Annotated in this window: 18 protein-coding genes; 8 read left to right on the forward strand and 10 right to left on the reverse strand. The window is 64.9% G+C overall.

Translation table 11 applies throughout. The features are described from left to right. Window positions 1–160: 160 nt before the first annotated feature. Complete coding sequence (locus tag AB7Z56_RS24660) at window positions 161–415, reverse strand: hypothetical protein (protein ID WP_028161188.1); 255 nt, start codon at window positions 413–415, stop codon at window positions 161–163. Window positions 416–622: 207 nt separating this feature from the next. Next, on the reverse strand, window positions 623–787 hold the full coding sequence (locus AB7Z56_RS24665; protein WP_028169565.1) for a Flp family type IVb pilin: 165 nt from the start codon (window positions 785–787) through the stop codon (window positions 623–625). A 308-nt stretch (window positions 788–1,095) separates the two neighbouring features. On the opposite strand from AB7Z56_RS24665, the gene AB7Z56_RS24670 reads away from it, so the two are divergent. Beyond that, window positions 1,096–2,418: a hypothetical protein gene (locus AB7Z56_RS24670; RefSeq protein ID WP_063983579.1), complete on the forward strand. Its 1,323-nt coding sequence runs from the start codon at window positions 1,096–1,098 to the stop codon at window positions 2,416–2,418. Window positions 2,419–2,423: 5 nt separating this feature from the next. Here AB7Z56_RS24670 and pdxY read toward each other — a convergent pair whose 3' ends face one another. From pdxY to AB7Z56_RS24685, 3 genes are all read right to left on the reverse strand, one after another. Beyond that, the gene (pdxY, locus tag AB7Z56_RS24675; protein ID WP_063983580.1) at window positions 2,424–3,242 is read right to left on the reverse strand and encodes a pyridoxal kinase; all 819 of its coding nucleotides are present in this window, start codon (window positions 3,240–3,242) and stop codon (window positions 2,424–2,426) included. A gap of 181 nt (window positions 3,243–3,423) precedes the next feature. After that, entirely contained in the window at window positions 3,424–4,065 is a 642-nt protein-coding gene (locus AB7Z56_RS24680; protein ID WP_063983581.1) for an FMN-binding negative transcriptional regulator, read from the reverse strand. A gap of 107 nt (window positions 4,066–4,172) precedes the next feature. Next, a complete protein-coding gene (locus AB7Z56_RS24685) occupies window positions 4,173–4,805 on the reverse strand; it encodes a TetR family transcriptional regulator (RefSeq protein WP_063983582.1) in 633 nt (210 codons plus the stop codon). Between the two features lie 97 nt (window positions 4,806–4,902). On the opposite strand from AB7Z56_RS24685, the gene AB7Z56_RS24690 reads away from it, so the two are divergent. From AB7Z56_RS24690 to AB7Z56_RS24700, 3 genes are all read left to right on the forward strand, one after another. Then, window positions 4,903–5,568 (forward strand): O-methyltransferase, encoded by a 666-nt coding sequence (locus AB7Z56_RS24690; RefSeq protein ID WP_063983583.1) that lies wholly within the window; start codon window positions 4,903–4,905, stop codon window positions 5,566–5,568. A gap of 222 nt (window positions 5,569–5,790) precedes the next feature. Then, on the forward strand, window positions 5,791–6,135 hold the full coding sequence (locus AB7Z56_RS24695; RefSeq protein WP_014495640.1) for a DMT family transporter: 345 nt from the start codon (window positions 5,791–5,793) through the stop codon (window positions 6,133–6,135). Continuing rightward, entirely contained in the window at window positions 6,135–6,704 is a 570-nt protein-coding gene (locus AB7Z56_RS24700) for a TetR/AcrR family transcriptional regulator (RefSeq protein ID WP_063983584.1), read from the forward strand. Before AB7Z56_RS24695 ends, AB7Z56_RS24700 begins: the two co-directional genes overlap by 1 nt. 12 nt (window positions 6,705–6,716) lie before the next feature. Here AB7Z56_RS24700 and AB7Z56_RS24705 read toward each other — a convergent pair whose 3' ends face one another. Both AB7Z56_RS24705 and AB7Z56_RS24710 read right to left on the reverse strand, forming a co-directional pair. Next, on the reverse strand, window positions 6,717–7,037 hold the full coding sequence (locus AB7Z56_RS24705; RefSeq protein ID WP_231144935.1) for a hypothetical protein: 321 nt from the start codon (window positions 7,035–7,037) through the stop codon (window positions 6,717–6,719). A 130-nt stretch (window positions 7,038–7,167) separates the two neighbouring features. Further along, entirely contained in the window at window positions 7,168–7,374 is a 207-nt protein-coding gene (locus AB7Z56_RS24710; RefSeq protein WP_063983585.1) for a hypothetical protein, read from the reverse strand. Between the two features lie 111 nt (window positions 7,375–7,485). Here AB7Z56_RS24710 and AB7Z56_RS24715 point away from each other — a divergent pair, with 111 nt between their 5' ends. Next, window positions 7,486–7,764, forward strand: coding sequence for a DUF3551 domain-containing protein (locus tag AB7Z56_RS24715; RefSeq protein WP_187387720.1), 279 nt, complete (start codon window positions 7,486–7,488; stop codon window positions 7,762–7,764). Window positions 7,765–7,779: 15 nt separating this feature from the next. Here AB7Z56_RS24715 and AB7Z56_RS24720 read toward each other — a convergent pair whose 3' ends face one another. After that, a complete protein-coding gene (locus AB7Z56_RS24720) occupies window positions 7,780–8,007 on the reverse strand; it encodes a hypothetical protein (protein ID WP_224580733.1) in 228 nt (75 codons plus the stop codon). A 239-nt stretch (window positions 8,008–8,246) separates the two neighbouring features. Further along, window positions 8,247–10,169 (reverse strand): FAD-binding monooxygenase, encoded by a 1,923-nt coding sequence (locus AB7Z56_RS24725; RefSeq protein ID WP_063983586.1) that lies wholly within the window; start codon window positions 10,167–10,169, stop codon window positions 8,247–8,249. 102 nt (window positions 10,170–10,271) lie between these two features. Here AB7Z56_RS24725 and AB7Z56_RS24730 point away from each other — a divergent pair, with 102 nt between their 5' ends. Both AB7Z56_RS24730 and AB7Z56_RS24735 read left to right on the forward strand, forming a co-directional pair. Continuing rightward, window positions 10,272–10,736 (forward strand): MarR family winged helix-turn-helix transcriptional regulator, encoded by a 465-nt coding sequence (locus AB7Z56_RS24730; protein ID WP_063986404.1) that lies wholly within the window; start codon window positions 10,272–10,274, stop codon window positions 10,734–10,736. A gap of 121 nt (window positions 10,737–10,857) precedes the next feature. Next, a complete protein-coding gene (locus AB7Z56_RS24735; RefSeq protein WP_063983587.1) occupies window positions 10,858–11,289 on the forward strand; it encodes a COG4315 family predicted lipoprotein in 432 nt (143 codons plus the stop codon). Window positions 11,290–11,349: 60 nt separating this feature from the next. Here AB7Z56_RS24735 and AB7Z56_RS24740 read toward each other — a convergent pair whose 3' ends face one another. After that, window positions 11,350–11,967, reverse strand: a complete 618-nt coding sequence (locus AB7Z56_RS24740; RefSeq protein WP_166105773.1) for a L,D-transpeptidase — start codon at window positions 11,965–11,967, stop codon at window positions 11,350–11,352. Window positions 11,968–12,302: 335 nt separating this feature from the next. Here AB7Z56_RS24740 and AB7Z56_RS24745 point away from each other — a divergent pair, with 335 nt between their 5' ends. After that, entirely contained in the window at window positions 12,303–13,343 is a 1,041-nt protein-coding gene (locus AB7Z56_RS24745; RefSeq protein ID WP_354102581.1) for a hypothetical protein, read from the forward strand. Window positions 13,344–13,562 lie beyond the last annotated feature (219 nt).

Consider the following 13,562-nt stretch of genomic DNA (forward strand, 5'->3'; position numbering starts at 1 on the left):
CGACGGCGATTTTTCTTGCCGCAGCTTTCTCAACCCGCGCACGGCCGCGCCAAATCACGGCTCGCCTCTCAAAAAAAGACCGCGCTCCCGAAAGAGAACACGGTCCGCGCAGGCTCGGGAGGAGACGAGCCAGATTCGTGTTGTCTTCAGACGATTGAGATCAGCGGGCCGTGCCCGTCGTGACATCCGCGGTCTTGACCTTGCGCGGCGTCAGCACGCGGGCCTGGTGGACCGAAGCGACCGTGGTCGGCACGGTTGCCTGCTGCTCGACATGCGCGGCACCAAGCACGCGCACCTGCAGGGGGGAGACCGGAAAACCGTTGGCCTCATAGGTCGGCAACTCGGCGGCGAAAGCCGCGGTGCTGCCCGCGATCGTCAGGATGGCGGCGGCGATCGACAGAGTCTTCTTGTTCATTGGTGATGCTCCTGAGTGGAAGGTTCGGAGCACATTTAAGCGCGTTTTGCTGCATTGCGACATGCTCCGTTGCATTGCAACAGCGCGCCCGCTGCATGGCAATATGTTTAATGCGCACAAGCGCTTGGTCAAAGCCCTGCCAGACGCGACATGACACTTTTATGGGCGGCGGTCAGGTACCGAGCACATGCCCCGCGTCCACGCGGCCTATTTCAACGCCGTCGCCAGCGATTGCAGCTTTGCGACGAGATTGGTGCCGAGCGCATAGATGATCTCGATGATCGCCAGCGCGATACCAGCTGCAATCAAGCCGTATTCGATCGCGGTGGCGCCGGATTCATCGGCGGCAAATTCGGTCAACAGGCATTTCAATTTCACAACTCGCATCCCTTCCAACTCTACCGCACGTTGCTGGCACGGGAGAGATACCAAGCCGCAATCCAAGATTGAGTAAATTCAACCCCTTCAATTTGATGACAATGAATGGCTGGCGCTTTTCAGCCACTTGCCGCCCCTCAAACCGCAGGGAACTCGCGTTGCACCTCGGCAACACCCGCCCGAAAAGCCCCATTTCGCCTCTTTGCGCCATTGCGCCGCCACACCATCCTCCGAACAATTGACGCGTCACGTGCCTGGCTGTGCAAGATTGGTTCGAACAGAACCGTTTGGAGGCAGGGATCATGAATGATCGGCGGTCTCTTCTGGTGGCGGTCTCGTGCCCCTCGGCCGTTCTCGCCGGCTGGCTGGCGCTCTCCCTGTCCGCCTACGCTCCGGCCCTCATCGAGAAAGGCAGCGCCAATGCTTCCGCCGTGTCGCACGCGAAAGATCTTGGCCGGCTCGAGCTCGCCGACGTCCCGCATGCTGCGGCCATCGAGGATGGCATCGCCCTGACCGCCGATATCGCAGCCGCTGTCGCTGCGACACCGAATCCGGATCCGGCCCCCGAGGCCGCAACAGCCGAGATGCCCGCCGCCGTCATCAAGCTCGCCTCGGCCGATCCGGCGCTGATCTTGCCGGCGGAAGCGCCGCCGGCGCTACAGATTTCACCTGAACCCGCGCCCGTCCTCAGCGAGGCTGCACCAGCAGAAGCCGCACCGGCGCCGGAGCCCGTGGTCAAGCTCGCCTCCGCCGATCCCACCGAGATCGTGACGACAGATGAGCTGTCGCCCGCGGCGATCGCGACCGGCCCAGCGCCTGCCGCGAGCACGCCCTCGCCGCCGGCCGACACAGTCGCCGTGCTCGATGAATGCTTTGTCATGGACGCCTGCATCGACCGCTATCTGTGGACGCTCTATCAGCGCACCGCGAAGGAGGATTCGATCAAGGTCGAGGACCGCCGCCCCGTCACCATCAAGCGCAGGGGCAAGATGGTCACGGTGATGCGCAGCTTCACAAAGCTGGTTGATCAGGATTTTGGCTGGAAGGATCCGAAAGCGGCCGAGCGCGCCAGCATGCCGATGATGGACTACGTCATCGGCGGCATGGACAAGAGCTTCAAGCGAAAGCTGTTTCGCATGCTGCTCGCAGCCGAGTCCGCCGGCCTGTCGCCGGGCATCACCAGCGCGTTCCGCGACGACTACCGCCAGTCGATCGCGAGCGGCCTGAAGGCCGCCTCCGACCGCTCCTATCATGGCGGCAGCACGCGCGGTGGCTACGGCCACGGCATGGCGGCCGACATCGTCAGCACCCAGGGCAACAACCGCGCGCAGCGCTGGGTCTCGACCGAAATCCTGTGGAAGTGGGTTGACGCCAACGGCAAGGCATTCGGCATCGGCCGGCCCTATCTCGGCCGCGATCCGCCGCATGTCGGCCCGGTCGACGGCCAGGAATACATCTCGAAGCGTGGCACGGGAGACCGCAAGGAAGCGGCCAACGTGAGGTCCAAGAAGGTGATGCGGGCCGCGGCCCACGCAAAGCTGCGAAAGACACACGCCGCACGCGAGCAGAAGAGTTTGGCCAAGCCGCAGAAGTCAGCGCAATCGGCCGGCAAGCGCGCGACCTGACCCTGTTACGGCTTCCGCCCGGGGATCGGCAGCGGTACGAGGCGCATCTCGGCGGTGCCTGCGTCTTGCGTGCGCACCAGCACCGCAAAGATGGTTTCGACCGCGAGCCGTACGGCCGCCTGCATCGCCTTGCCCTTGGCCAGATGCGCCGCAATCAGGCCGGCAAGGAGATCGCCGGTGCCTGAGGGGCGGATCGGCAACCGCGGCGTCGCAAAGCGCGACAGCTGGCCGTCGGCGCACAGGATCGTCTCCACCTGCCCTTCTGCCGTGTCGGCGAGCGTGCAGCCAGTAGCGACGACATCGATGCGACGTTGCCCCGCCAGCGCCGCGCAGGCCGTGCGCAGGCTCTGCGTGTCCGCGATCGTGACGCCCGACAGCAGCTCGAGCTCGAACTGGTTCGGCGTGGTCAGGTTGGCGGCCGGCAGCAGCCGGTGCTGCACCACGTCCAGAATGCCATCGGCGACGTAGACGCGGCCGTCATCGCCGATCACGGGATCGCAGAGATAGACGAGCTTCGAATTCCGCGTCAGCGCCCGCTCGACGAAGTCGGCGATCACAGCCGCGTTGCCAGGCGAGCCGAGATAGCCGGTGACGAGCACCGCGGCCTCATCGACGAGGTCGCGCTCCTCGACGCCTTTGAGGAGATCGGCGACGAGCTCGGTCTCCAGCACCCGCCCACGCAACGTCGGATAACGCGGATGGTTCGACAGCAGCGTCGTCGGCACCGCCGCGACGTTCACGCCCTCGGCCTGCATGGCATAGGCCGCCGCGCTGTTGCCGACATGGCCGTGAACCACCTGGCTTTGAATGGAGATCACGAGCATGCAGAGGTCCGTAAGATCAAATGCTGAGCGACGCAAGCGTAGCAGGAACGGCTGGTGTAGCCCGGATGGAGCGAAGCGCAATCCGGGGTTCTCAGATCGCGGCATGAATCCCGGATTACGCGGAGCTTGTCATCGGGCGGCCGCTTCGCGCCGACCCGTTGACTCCATCCGGGCTACAAGTTTAGAGCATCTCATACCCCAGCCCCGGCCGCAGCGCCTGCATCTTCCGCGCCAGCCGCCCGTGCCCCGTCTCCTCCGACCGCGCCAGCCGGTCAGCGATCGCGACATGGTCCGCATCGCTCTTGTGCTGATTGAGCTTGGCCTGCCCCTCGACGGTGTCGACCACGAGATCGACGACCCGGATCGCAGCCAGCATGCTCTCGCGCTTGCCCGGCTCCATTTGCGCGAGGTCCCAGGGCTGCTTCGGCAACCGCGCCTCGGACACCGCAAGCAGCGCATCGCCATGCCCGCGGTTCTCGTCCAGTTCGCGCAGATGCGCCACGCCCGACAGGTGCACGGCCTCGTAAAGCCAGGTCGAGACATTGTCGCGCGAAGAGTACCAGTCGTTGGAGATGTAGGCGTCGTCGCCGGCAACGATCAGCAGGAAGCGCCGCGTGCCGTCCGCAAGCGCAACGAGCGGATTCTTGGCGGTGAAATGGATCTGCACGACCACCTGCCCGTCGCGCTCGCCCAGCACGAACGGCACGTGCGAGGCCCGCGGACCGTGCTCGTCCGCCGCGACGATCATGCCGAAGCCGCGTTGCCCGGCAAATTCCAGCGCACGCTGCTCCTCGATGCGAAACTGGGGGCGAAGCACATGCATGGCGCGGCGCTCGATGGCTCGAATAGGGAACGGCGAGAGAAGGTTAACCCACGAGCCGGCAAGATCTGAAGAACAATCGGCCCGCAAACGCCGATGTCAGCAATGCCTCAGCGCCGCGCCAGCGTCGCAAGATAGGCGCAGAACATGTCGGCCATGGCATCGGCATAGACTGCGATCTCCGTCTCGCTCCGCGTCACTTCCGAAAAACTCTTGCCGACCTCGCTCAGCGTCGCCGTGATCAGCTCGCCGGCGAGGGTACGCGTCGCATCCGAGGCTTTCGGCAGCGCCTCCCGCATGAACGCGGCGACGATCCCCTCGCCGGCTGCCCGGGCGTCCTGCGCCTCGGGCGCGTCGCGATACAGCGGTGCAGCGTCACTGAGCGCGACGCGGATCGCGGCCTCCTCGCACTCGGAACGAATGAAAGCGTGGACCAGCGCGCGCAGCCGCGCCGGTGGCGGCTTCGCCGCATCCGCGAGGATCCCGCGCAAGAGCTCGCTCGTGCGCCGCCACTCGTCGCTCTGGAGGCGGAACAGGATCGCCGCCTTGTTCGGAAAATATTGGTAGAGCGATCCGACGCTCACACCGGCCCGCTCCGCCACCCGTGCCGTAGTGAAACGCTGCGCCCCCTCCTTGGCCAGGACCTGAACAGCGGCATCCAGAATGGCGGCCACCAGCCCGCTCGATCGGGCCTGTTGCGGCTGTTTTCGTGAGGAAATTGAACGGCTTCGACGGTCGGCCATGGCGTACTCGGGCAATGCGAATAGGAAATGCGACGAATTAGTCGTATTTCAACCGCTGGGCAAGCGCGCGCTTCCTCGCGAACTCCGGAGACATCAAATGACCACCCCGACCATCACAACGCTTGCGCCGCTGCTGGATCGCCTGTTTGACGAGGCCGAAGCAGCCAGGGGCGCAACGCACGCCGCCGTCGCCGATTTGTCCGACGCAGACCGGGCGCGGATGATGCGGAGCAAGACCGATTACCGCGACCTCTACGGACGCTTGAAGGACGCACCGCTCGCGGTCTCGCGCGAGACGGGTCACCTGCTCTACATGCTGGCGCGCAGTTCGCGCGCCAAGGCGATTGTCGAGTTCGGGACCTCGTTCGGCATCTCGACCCTGCACCTTGCCGCAGGCTTGCGCGACAATGGCGGCGGCCGTCTCATCACCAGCGAGTTCGAGCCGTCCAAGGCGGCACGGGCACGGGACAATCTTTCGGTTGGTGGGCTGATCGATCTCGTCGAAATCCGCGAGGGCGATGCGCTGAAGACGCTCAGCGCCGATCTGCCCGACACGATCGACCTCGTGCTGCTCGACGGCGCCAAGGCGCTCTACCCGGAGATCCTGGATCTGGTCGAAGGCCATCTCAAGCCGGGCGCGATCATCGTCGCCGACAATGCCGACGACAGCCCCGACTATCTCGCGCGCGTACGCAGGCCCGCAAGCGGCTACATGTCCACGCCCTTCGCCGAAGACGTCGAGCTCTCCGTGCGGATCAGCTGACGCCGCATAAAATCGACACTCCGAGCCGTCGTGCGATCTATCGCGCGGCGGCTTCGTCTTTTCGGCGAAACAGCCAAAACTCCGGCAAACCGCTGCCAACAGGCTCCGGCCTGTCGCAGGCTCGTCACTCACACGTGATACCTTCACCCGCCAAAAGCCATGTTCCGCGTGCTAAACATACCTACCGCGCGGTATCTTTCGCGCGCCACATCTGAGCTCGCCATGACCTCCGCCTTCAATGCCTACGCGGCGCTTGCCCTCGCCATCGTCTTCGAGGTGACCGCGTCCGCCTTCCTGCAACAGTCCGCGCAGTTCACGCGGCCATGGCCGACGCTGGCCATGGTGCTGTTCTACGTCGCCTCCTTCTACGCGCTGTCGGTGGCGATCCGGGTCATTCCGTTGAGCATCGCCTATGCGATCTGGGGCGGCGTCGGCATTATTCTGACTGCGACCGTCTCCTTCGTGCTGTTCCGCCAGATGCTGGACGCCGCGGCCTTCGTCGGCATCGGACTGATCGTGTCAGGGGTCGTGGTCATCAACCTGTTCTCGCAGACGACGGCGCATTGATGCCGGCCAGCGCCTACACCCGCGCCAAGCAGCCCGAGCAGGTCCGGCGCGCCCTGCTCGACCATGCCGCGGCGATCGCCATGGATCACGGCGTATCGGGGATCACGGTGCAGGCGGTGGCGGCGGCGGCCGGCGTCACCAAGGGCGGGCTGTTTCATCATTTCGGCAGCAAGCAGGCGCTGATCGAGGGCCTGTTCGCCGATCTCCTCGGCCGCGTCGATGCCGAGATCGACGCCGCTATCGAAACGGACCCGAAGCCGCGCGGCAGCTTTACGCGGGCCTATGTCAATGCGGTCTTCACCGGCAAGGCCTTCGGCTTTGCGACGCCCTGGGCGGCGCTGAGCATGGTCGTCGTCACCGATCCGTCCCTGCGCCGGCTCTGGAACGACTGGATGAAGGCGCGCCTGAAGCGTCACCGTACGACCGACGCGGCGCCCGAACTCCACGTTGTGCGCCTCGCCGCCGACGGCGCCTGGCTGTCCTACATCACGACGGGACAGACGCGCATGGGCGCGGACTTGCGTGCCGTGCACGACCGCCTGATCGCACAGACCTATCGGCGCGGATAACCGGAACGACAGCTATTGGCTCTGCACTGCCTTGGGCGGACGCGGCGCGGATTTGGCCGGCTTTGCACCGGACTTGGCCGCCGCGCGCGGCGGCGGTTCGTCGACGGACACCAGATAGGCGGCGAGCGCCTTGGCGGAGTCGGGGCTGGTTGCGTAATGGTCCTTCAGGAACCAGGCGAGCGTCAGGCTGAAGCGCCCTTTCGCCAATCCCCGCGGGCTGCGATGGCAGGTCGCGCAGCCGTCCGCGAAGAGCTTTGCGGCCGGCTTGCCGGCATCGAGATTTTGCGCGGACGCGACCGTCACCGTCAGCGCCGCGGCTGCGAGAGTCACCATGGGCGCGATCACGTCGCGCCCCGGTCGAAACAGCGAAATCAATGTCGTCCCCTAGAGCGTTTTCGAGCGAAGTGGATTCCGGTTCGCGTAAAGAAAACGCGTCAAAAGAAGAATCGGCCCCGTCGCGCGGTCACGCCGCCGATAGCTGATCGAATTCGGGCGGAGTGTAGGCCTTGCCGTCCGGGTCGGTGATGACGACCTTCCATCCCTCGCTCGCCCATACTTTTGCCTTCGCCACGATGAGCAACCGGCTCTCGCGGGCAAAACTGCACTTCTCATTGTCGCGTTCTGCGACCATTTTATAGGCCAATGCGCATCCCCTTGCGTCGCTCTGCACCCGCTCCCTCGTGGCAGCGGGCTTTGGCGGCAATTCGCCGGGAGCGTGGCAATTTGGTGCCATCGACGGCAGCATTGTGCCCTGGTTCCAACTGAGCGACGGAGATTGATCGTGCGCAGCATCAGAAGTGCGATTCTGCTTGTCGCGGGCTTGCCTGGCGTGGCGCTGCTTGCCACCGCACCTGCGCGGGCGCAGACCTACGATCCGCGCTATCCCGTCTGCATCGAGATCTACACCATCGACGGCAGCAGCATCGATTGCAGCTTCACGTCGATCGCGCAGTGCGCCGCGACTGCTTCCGGGCAGTCCGCCCAGTGCTACGCCAACCCTTATGCCCTGCGGAGCCGGCCACCGGGCCCGGGTCCATCGCCGCCGCGACGGAACCGTTAAGGTATCGCGATCCGCTTAGTGGACGCGAATGATATGGGGACGGCCGAGATCGATCAGCCCTTGCACCGCCGAGAGACGGTCGTCCAACGCTGCGATGGTCAGCAACAGGTTGTTGCGGCGCTCGTCGAGCATGCCCATCTCGGCACCGGTGAGCTTCGTGCTCGTCCGCTCCTTGTGAATCCCGTCGAGGGATTTGCGCAGCCCGGCGATCAGGCTGGACAGTTGTTTGGCCTCCTTGGTCATCGACCGCTTCGCGACATTTTGGCGGCGCGTCTCCGCCTGGCTCTGTCTCATCGTCATCCTCCCGTTGCCCCGCTGCCCCGAGTGGATGCTTACAGCTTTGAGTACACATATTACGATCGATGAAATCTGCCCGCGAAGAACTTTCTTAAATTGGACAAGCCGGGAACCTGACTCGAACCAAACGGAAAGCCCGGCGCGAGGACCGGGCTTTCGTTGGCAACGCCAGGGCTGTTTGAGCGTCAGCTCGCTTGCAGCATGAACGCGTCGAAGTACGCCGCGAGCGCAGAAAAAGCGTCGATCGGAAGAACCTGCGCGACATATTGGTCGGGGCGCACCACGACGATGCAGCCAGCCCTCCGATCGATACCGCGCATGGTGAAAACGTCCTGGCCGCTCTTGAGGTCCGGACAGAACATCTTCTCGTAGTCGATCAAGCCGTGTCGCCCCTTGCGCGGCAGCAGCAGCGCCGGCATCGCCTCCACGGCGAGCGCGCGATGATCCTGCTGGAAGACGGCACGCAGGTCGATCACGCTGTCGATGTCGGCTCCAGCGGGCGTATGGCGACGGACCGGCGATTCACGGGCCTCTGCGAGAAAATCACACAGCGCGCGGATCGCCGATCCCGCGGCGGCGGGATCCTCCGCGGGCGAAAACGCGTAGACGCGGAAGCGGCCATCGGCCTGCGCGGCATGGCCGAGATGCACCGGCTTGGCGTCCGCAAGCCGGATCACCGGCGCGGAATGGAAGCGCGTGCCGATGACGAGGCCTTCGGCAAGATGCTGGTGTGATGTCGCGCCAGTGAGGGGCGACGGCCGGTAATGCGTCGCCGTGCCCGCGGTATAGCGCCCGTGCCTGACGAAATAGTCCTGCGTCCTGGCCGCATCGGCACCACCGGCCTTGGCGGCGGAGGCGAGAATGCCCGCCCATTCGCGGTCGAAATCGATCAGCTCCTTCGCCACCGCCTGGCGCTCGGCCGAATAGGAATGCAAGAGGCCCGGTGCACACTGCCCCCGGAGGACGGCGGCGAGCTTCCAGCCGAGATTGAAAGCGTCCTGCATCGAGACGTTCATGCCCTGCCCCGCCTTCGGGCTGTGGGTATGGCAGGCATCGCCGGCGATGAAGATGCGCGGGAGGCGCGAGGCGATCTCGGCCTCCGGAACGTCGTCGAACTTGTCGGTCAGGCGCTGGCCGATCTCGTAGACCGACCACCAGGCGATCTCCTTCACATCCAACGTGTGCGGCTTCAGGATCCGCCGCGCTTTCGCGATCACGTCATCGGCGGTGATGTTTCGATTGGCGACGCGCTCGCCGACATCGAGCTTTGCGAGCTCGACATAGAGGCGGACCATGTAGCCGCCTTCGCGCGGAATGATCAGCAGGCTGCCGTCCTTCGCCGACTGGATCAGGGCCTTGAAGCGGATGTCGGGAAAATCGGTCACCGCCAGCACGTCCATCACGCCCCAGGCGTGGTTGGCGGAATCGCCATGCAGTTCGCGGCCGATCGATTTGCGCACCGTGCTGCGCGCGCCGTCGCAGCCGACGACGTAGCGCGCCCTGATCGTCTCCACCTTCCCCTCATTGCCGGCATCGCCTCGCTCGAGCCGCACCGTCACGGCATGGTCGGCGGGACCTGCCGCCGGATCGACCTCGAGGTCGAGCAGGCGCCGGTTGTAATAGGGCTCGAGCTTGGCCGGCGAATTGCGCATGACATCGAGAAAGCCGTCATGGATGCGCGCCTGGTTGAGGATGACATGCGGGAATTCAGACAGCCCGTCCTCGACATCCTGCACACGCCCGCTGCGGACGATCGTCTCGGGCTTCCGTTCGTCCGGCTTCCAGAACGTGGTCTCGTTAACCCAATAGGCTTCCTTCAGCACGCGCGCGCTAAACCCATAGGCGTGGAACATCTCCATGGTGCGGCAGGCGATGCCGTCGGCCTGCCCGACCAGCAAACGGCCCGGCTTCTGCTCGACAATGCAGGTCTTGATGTCGCCGAACTGCGCAAGCTGGGCCGCGAGCGTCAGGCCCGCAGGGCCGCAGCCGACGATGAGGACATCGACCTCTTCAGGCACGACCCCGGCTGCGCCCGAAGCCAGAATGCGTTCGGCGGGATCGGCGATTTCAGGATCGCCCGGCTGAAATCCATTGAGATGGAATTGCATGAGCACCTCTCCCGTCAACGTCTTCTTCGATATTGCTCAGTATGCTGACTATCAGTATACTTGTCAACGATCCGCGCCTTCCCTGCCGCAACGGAGAATTCGGTGAAAGACAACAACGACATGCCCGGGCATCTGGCGCGCCGGTTCCAGCAGATCGCGGTGGCGGTGTTTCTGGCCGAGGTTGGGGAAGCCGGTTTCGACCTGACGCCGGTGCAATACGCGGCACTTGCGACCATCAAGGGCAATCCGGGGCTCGACCAGGTGACGCTGGCAGGATTGATCGCCTACGACCGCACCACCATCACCGGCGTCATCGACCGCCTCGTCCAGAAAGGCCTTGCCGAGCGCCGCGCCTCCAGCCGCGACCGCCGCGCCCGCGAGCTTGAGATCACCGACGAGGGCCGACGCACGCTGCGCAAGATCACGCCGGCCGTGGAGTCCGCCCAGCGCGTCATGCTGCGCGGCCTCAGCGCGAAGGAAGGTGAAGAGCTAATGCGGCTGCTGCGCAAGGCCATTGCCGCCGGCAACGAGCTCAGCCGCGCCCCGCTGCGCGAGCTGGAGGCATGAACCCCGTATTTCTATCCGTAATTGTCGCAGTGCCGCGAAACCAGGAACTAACCTTCGGCTGCTACGGTCGGCAATATTCGGCGTTTAACGCGCGATTTACTTTGCCGCCCGGGAGTTTCGGATGTTCAGGTTCCTCATTGCGGCGACGGCCATCGCGCTCTCGGCCGGTCCTGCGCTTGCCAACGGCCATGGCGGCGGCGACCCTGCTCCGCCGAAGCCCGAGGCCACGACCGCACCGGCGAAGGTGGTCCTGACCAAGCAGGGTCCCACGCTCGTCGACCTCAAGGGCATGACGCTCTACACTTACGAGCGCGACACCACCGGCAAGACGTCGAACTGCAACGGCAAGTGCACCGAGAGCTGGGTACCGTTATCCGCTACGGTCGACGCCAAGCCCATCGGCGACTTCACCGTGATCAGTCGCAACGACGGAAGCAAGATGTGGGCGTACCGCTATCGTCCGCTCTACACCTCGCCGGCCGACAAGGCGCCAGGCGACGCCAACGGCAATGCCACGACGTTGCAATGGCGCGTCGCCCGGCCTGAGAACTAGGTCTCAACCCTGCCCACGACGAAAGTCTCGTGAGCAGTGGAATGACCGATCGCACTGCGCCTACCCGCGCCAGCTAGACCCCGCGTCGACCCGTGCATTCTGCCCGGGCGGCAACACCACCACCGTGGCATTCAGCTTCACCCGGTCGAACAGATCGATCACGTCCTCGTTGCGCATCCGAATGCAGCCGGACGAGATCGCCTGCCCGATATATTCCGGCTGGTTGGTGCCGTGGATACGGTAGAGCGTGTCCTTGTTGCCGAGGTAGAGATAGATGCCCCGCGCGCCCAGCGGATTGGCGGGGCCACCGGCGACGCGCGCCGGATACGGTCCTAGCCGCGCCTGGATCTCCGCTGTCGGAACCCAGTCGGGCCATTCCGCCAGACGGCCAACGCGCGCGACGCCGGAGAAGGCCATGGCTTCCTCGCCGACCGCGACGCCGTAGCGGATCGCCTTGCCTTCGGGCAGCACGAAATAGAGGTAGCGCGCATCGGTATCGACCAGGATCGTGCCCGGCTGCTCCTTGCGCGGGTAGTCGACGATATGACGGAGATATTGCTCAGGCACGTTCGCCTGCGCGTAGGGCGTGTGCGCAAGCAACTGCCGGTCGCGCGGCGTCATGCTCGCATCCGTCGATGGAGAAAGCGTCGTCTGCATGCAGCCGGCGAGCGGAAGCATGGCCATGACGAACAATACGATTAGAGATTTTGGCACCACCGGCCCCCCGATAGCGGATAGCAGCGCCCCCAGCCCCACTAGATGCTGCCCAAATCGTGCTGAAAAAAAGGCAGTGTGGAACACGTGCGCGTGTTCCACCGGCCTGGTTCCATCACCACAAACGGCGGAGAAGCGTCGCACAGTCTCCATCCCCTCGCCTTGCTTTGGTCAAACCCGGCTGGACTCGTGGGTCATCGTGCTGACTCATCGGATTTGGGATGGGTTCACCTCGACAGATCGGCTCGCGCCAATGCGGACGCCCATACATTAAACACTCGGACTTCAAAGGAGCTGCGATGCTCGCGACGCTGAACTCTAGGCAAATCGTCGATGAGATCGTGAAGGACACGGTCAAGGACAACGATCCGCACGACGCCGTTGAGATTTCACCCGACATGGTGCTGGCTTCGCGCCCCATCGGTGGTGCGCCCGCGTTGGCGCCTGAGATCGCAACCCGTCCAGAGCCGAAAATAGATCCGAAGTTCGCGCCGGAGCGCACCATTAATCCGGAGCCGAAATTCAGTCCCGTCTTGGAGCCGCAGACGGCAGCGCCCTCGGTCGACACCGCCGTGCGCGTCGCCGCCAGCGATGGTCGCCGGCAGAAGCGATCCTCCGCCGGCAAATGGCTGCGCGGCGCGTTCGTCATGATCTTGTTTGCGGGCGGAAGCGCGGCCGCCACTGTCGCCTGGGAGAAACATGGCGACACGGCCAGGCAGATCCTCGCCGAATGGACACCTGCATTGACTGCGTTGACTTCGCTGTTGCCTTCGACATCGCAAACGGCGGCACCGGTGACCGCCGCGCCGGTCACCGCTGCGCAGGCCGCGCCGCCCGCGGAGCCAGTCGCAACGGATCAAGCGGCGGATCAAGCTGCTCAACCCGCGACGCCGCCTCCGGTTCAGGTTGCAGCAGCCGCACCTGTCGCAACACAGCCCGATCCCGCGCAGTCGGTCCAATCGATGACGCGCGATCTCGCAGCGATGGCGCAGCAGATCGAAGCGCTCAAGGCCAACATCGCCGAGCTGAAGGCCGGGCAGGAGCAGATGGCGCGCGAGATGGCGAAACCGCCCGCGCCAAAGCCGGTGGCTGAGGCCAAGCCGGTCGATCCGCGCGCGCGTGTGTCCACGCTCCCGCCGAGATCTCCGGCGGCTCCGGTTCGCAAACCGAAGCCGGTCGTGTCGCAAACCTACATGCCGGCCTATTCGCCCGCGCCGCTTGCACCTCCGCCGCCTTCGCAGGCTGCCGCGGCGGCGTCGACGGCAGCACCGGTCGCCACGACGCAAGCCGTTGCCGATGACGACGGACCTGTCGTGCGTCCGCCGATGCCGGTGCGTTAAACCAGTCGCGAGCGCGGCGTCGCTTTCGCGACGTCGTCCAAGCTGTCTGAGTCGATGCGACGCGTTGAGTCCGGGCAATTACGGAGACCGATATTTCGATCGTCTTCCGTCAAGAGAAAAGGCCGTCGGGATTTATGCCGCCGGCCTTCTCTTGCAGCTGCCGGTTCCCGGAGCCCGGTTCTGCTGCAATTCCATGCCTTATGATCACGTCGACATATT

Source organism: Bradyrhizobium sp. 482_C4_N1_8 (assembly GCF_052075965.1).
Taxonomy (GTDB): domain Bacteria; phylum Pseudomonadota; class Alphaproteobacteria; order Rhizobiales; family Xanthobacteraceae; genus Bradyrhizobium; species Bradyrhizobium barranii.

What these genes read in the sequence shown, in the direction of transcription:
- AB7Z56_RS24700 (WP_063983584.1), top strand. Translation starts at nt 6,135, where the DNA reads ATGCCGGCCAGCGCCTACACCCGCGCCAAGCAGCCCGAGCAGGTCCGG.
- AB7Z56_RS24695 (WP_014495640.1), top strand. Translation starts at nt 5,791, where the DNA reads ATGACCTCCGCCTTCAATGCCTACGCGGCGCTTGCCCTCGCCATCGTC.
- AB7Z56_RS24735 (WP_063983587.1), top strand. Translation starts at nt 10,858, where the DNA reads ATGTTCAGGTTCCTCATTGCGGCGACGGCCATCGCGCTCTCGGCCGGT.
- AB7Z56_RS24690 (WP_063983583.1), top strand. Translation starts at nt 4,903, where the DNA reads ATGACCACCCCGACCATCACAACGCTTGCGCCGCTGCTGGATCGCCTG.
- pdxY (WP_063983580.1), bottom strand. Translation starts at nt 3,242, where the DNA reads ATGCTCGTGATCTCCATTCAAAGCCAGGTGGTTCACGGCCATGTCGGC.
- AB7Z56_RS24670 (WP_063983579.1), top strand. Translation starts at nt 1,096, where the DNA reads ATGAATGATCGGCGGTCTCTTCTGGTGGCGGTCTCGTGCCCCTCGGCC.
- AB7Z56_RS24685 (WP_063983582.1), bottom strand. Translation starts at nt 4,805, where the DNA reads ATGGCCGACCGTCGAAGCCGTTCAATTTCCTCACGAAAACAGCCGCAA.
- AB7Z56_RS24660 (WP_028161188.1), bottom strand. Translation starts at nt 415, where the DNA reads ATGAACAAGAAGACTCTGTCGATCGCCGCCGCCATCCTGACGATCGCG.
- AB7Z56_RS24705 (WP_231144935.1), bottom strand. Translation starts at nt 7,037, where the DNA reads ATGGTGACTCTCGCAGCCGCGGCGCTGACGGTGACGGTCGCGTCCGCG.
- AB7Z56_RS24720 (WP_224580733.1), bottom strand. Translation starts at nt 8,007, where the DNA reads ATGACCAAGGAGGCCAAACAACTGTCCAGCCTGATCGCCGGGCTGCGC.
- AB7Z56_RS24740 (WP_166105773.1), bottom strand. Translation starts at nt 11,967, where the DNA reads ATGCTTCCGCTCGCCGGCTGCATGCAGACGACGCTTTCTCCATCGACG.
- AB7Z56_RS24725 (WP_063983586.1), bottom strand. Translation starts at nt 10,169, where the DNA reads ATGCAATTCCATCTCAATGGATTTCAGCCGGGCGATCCTGAAATCGCC.
- AB7Z56_RS24680 (WP_063983581.1), bottom strand. Translation starts at nt 4,065, where the DNA reads ATGCATGTGCTTCGCCCCCAGTTTCGCATCGAGGAGCAGCGTGCGCTG.
- AB7Z56_RS24745 (WP_354102581.1), top strand. Translation starts at nt 12,303, where the DNA reads ATGCTCGCGACGCTGAACTCTAGGCAAATCGTCGATGAGATCGTGAAG.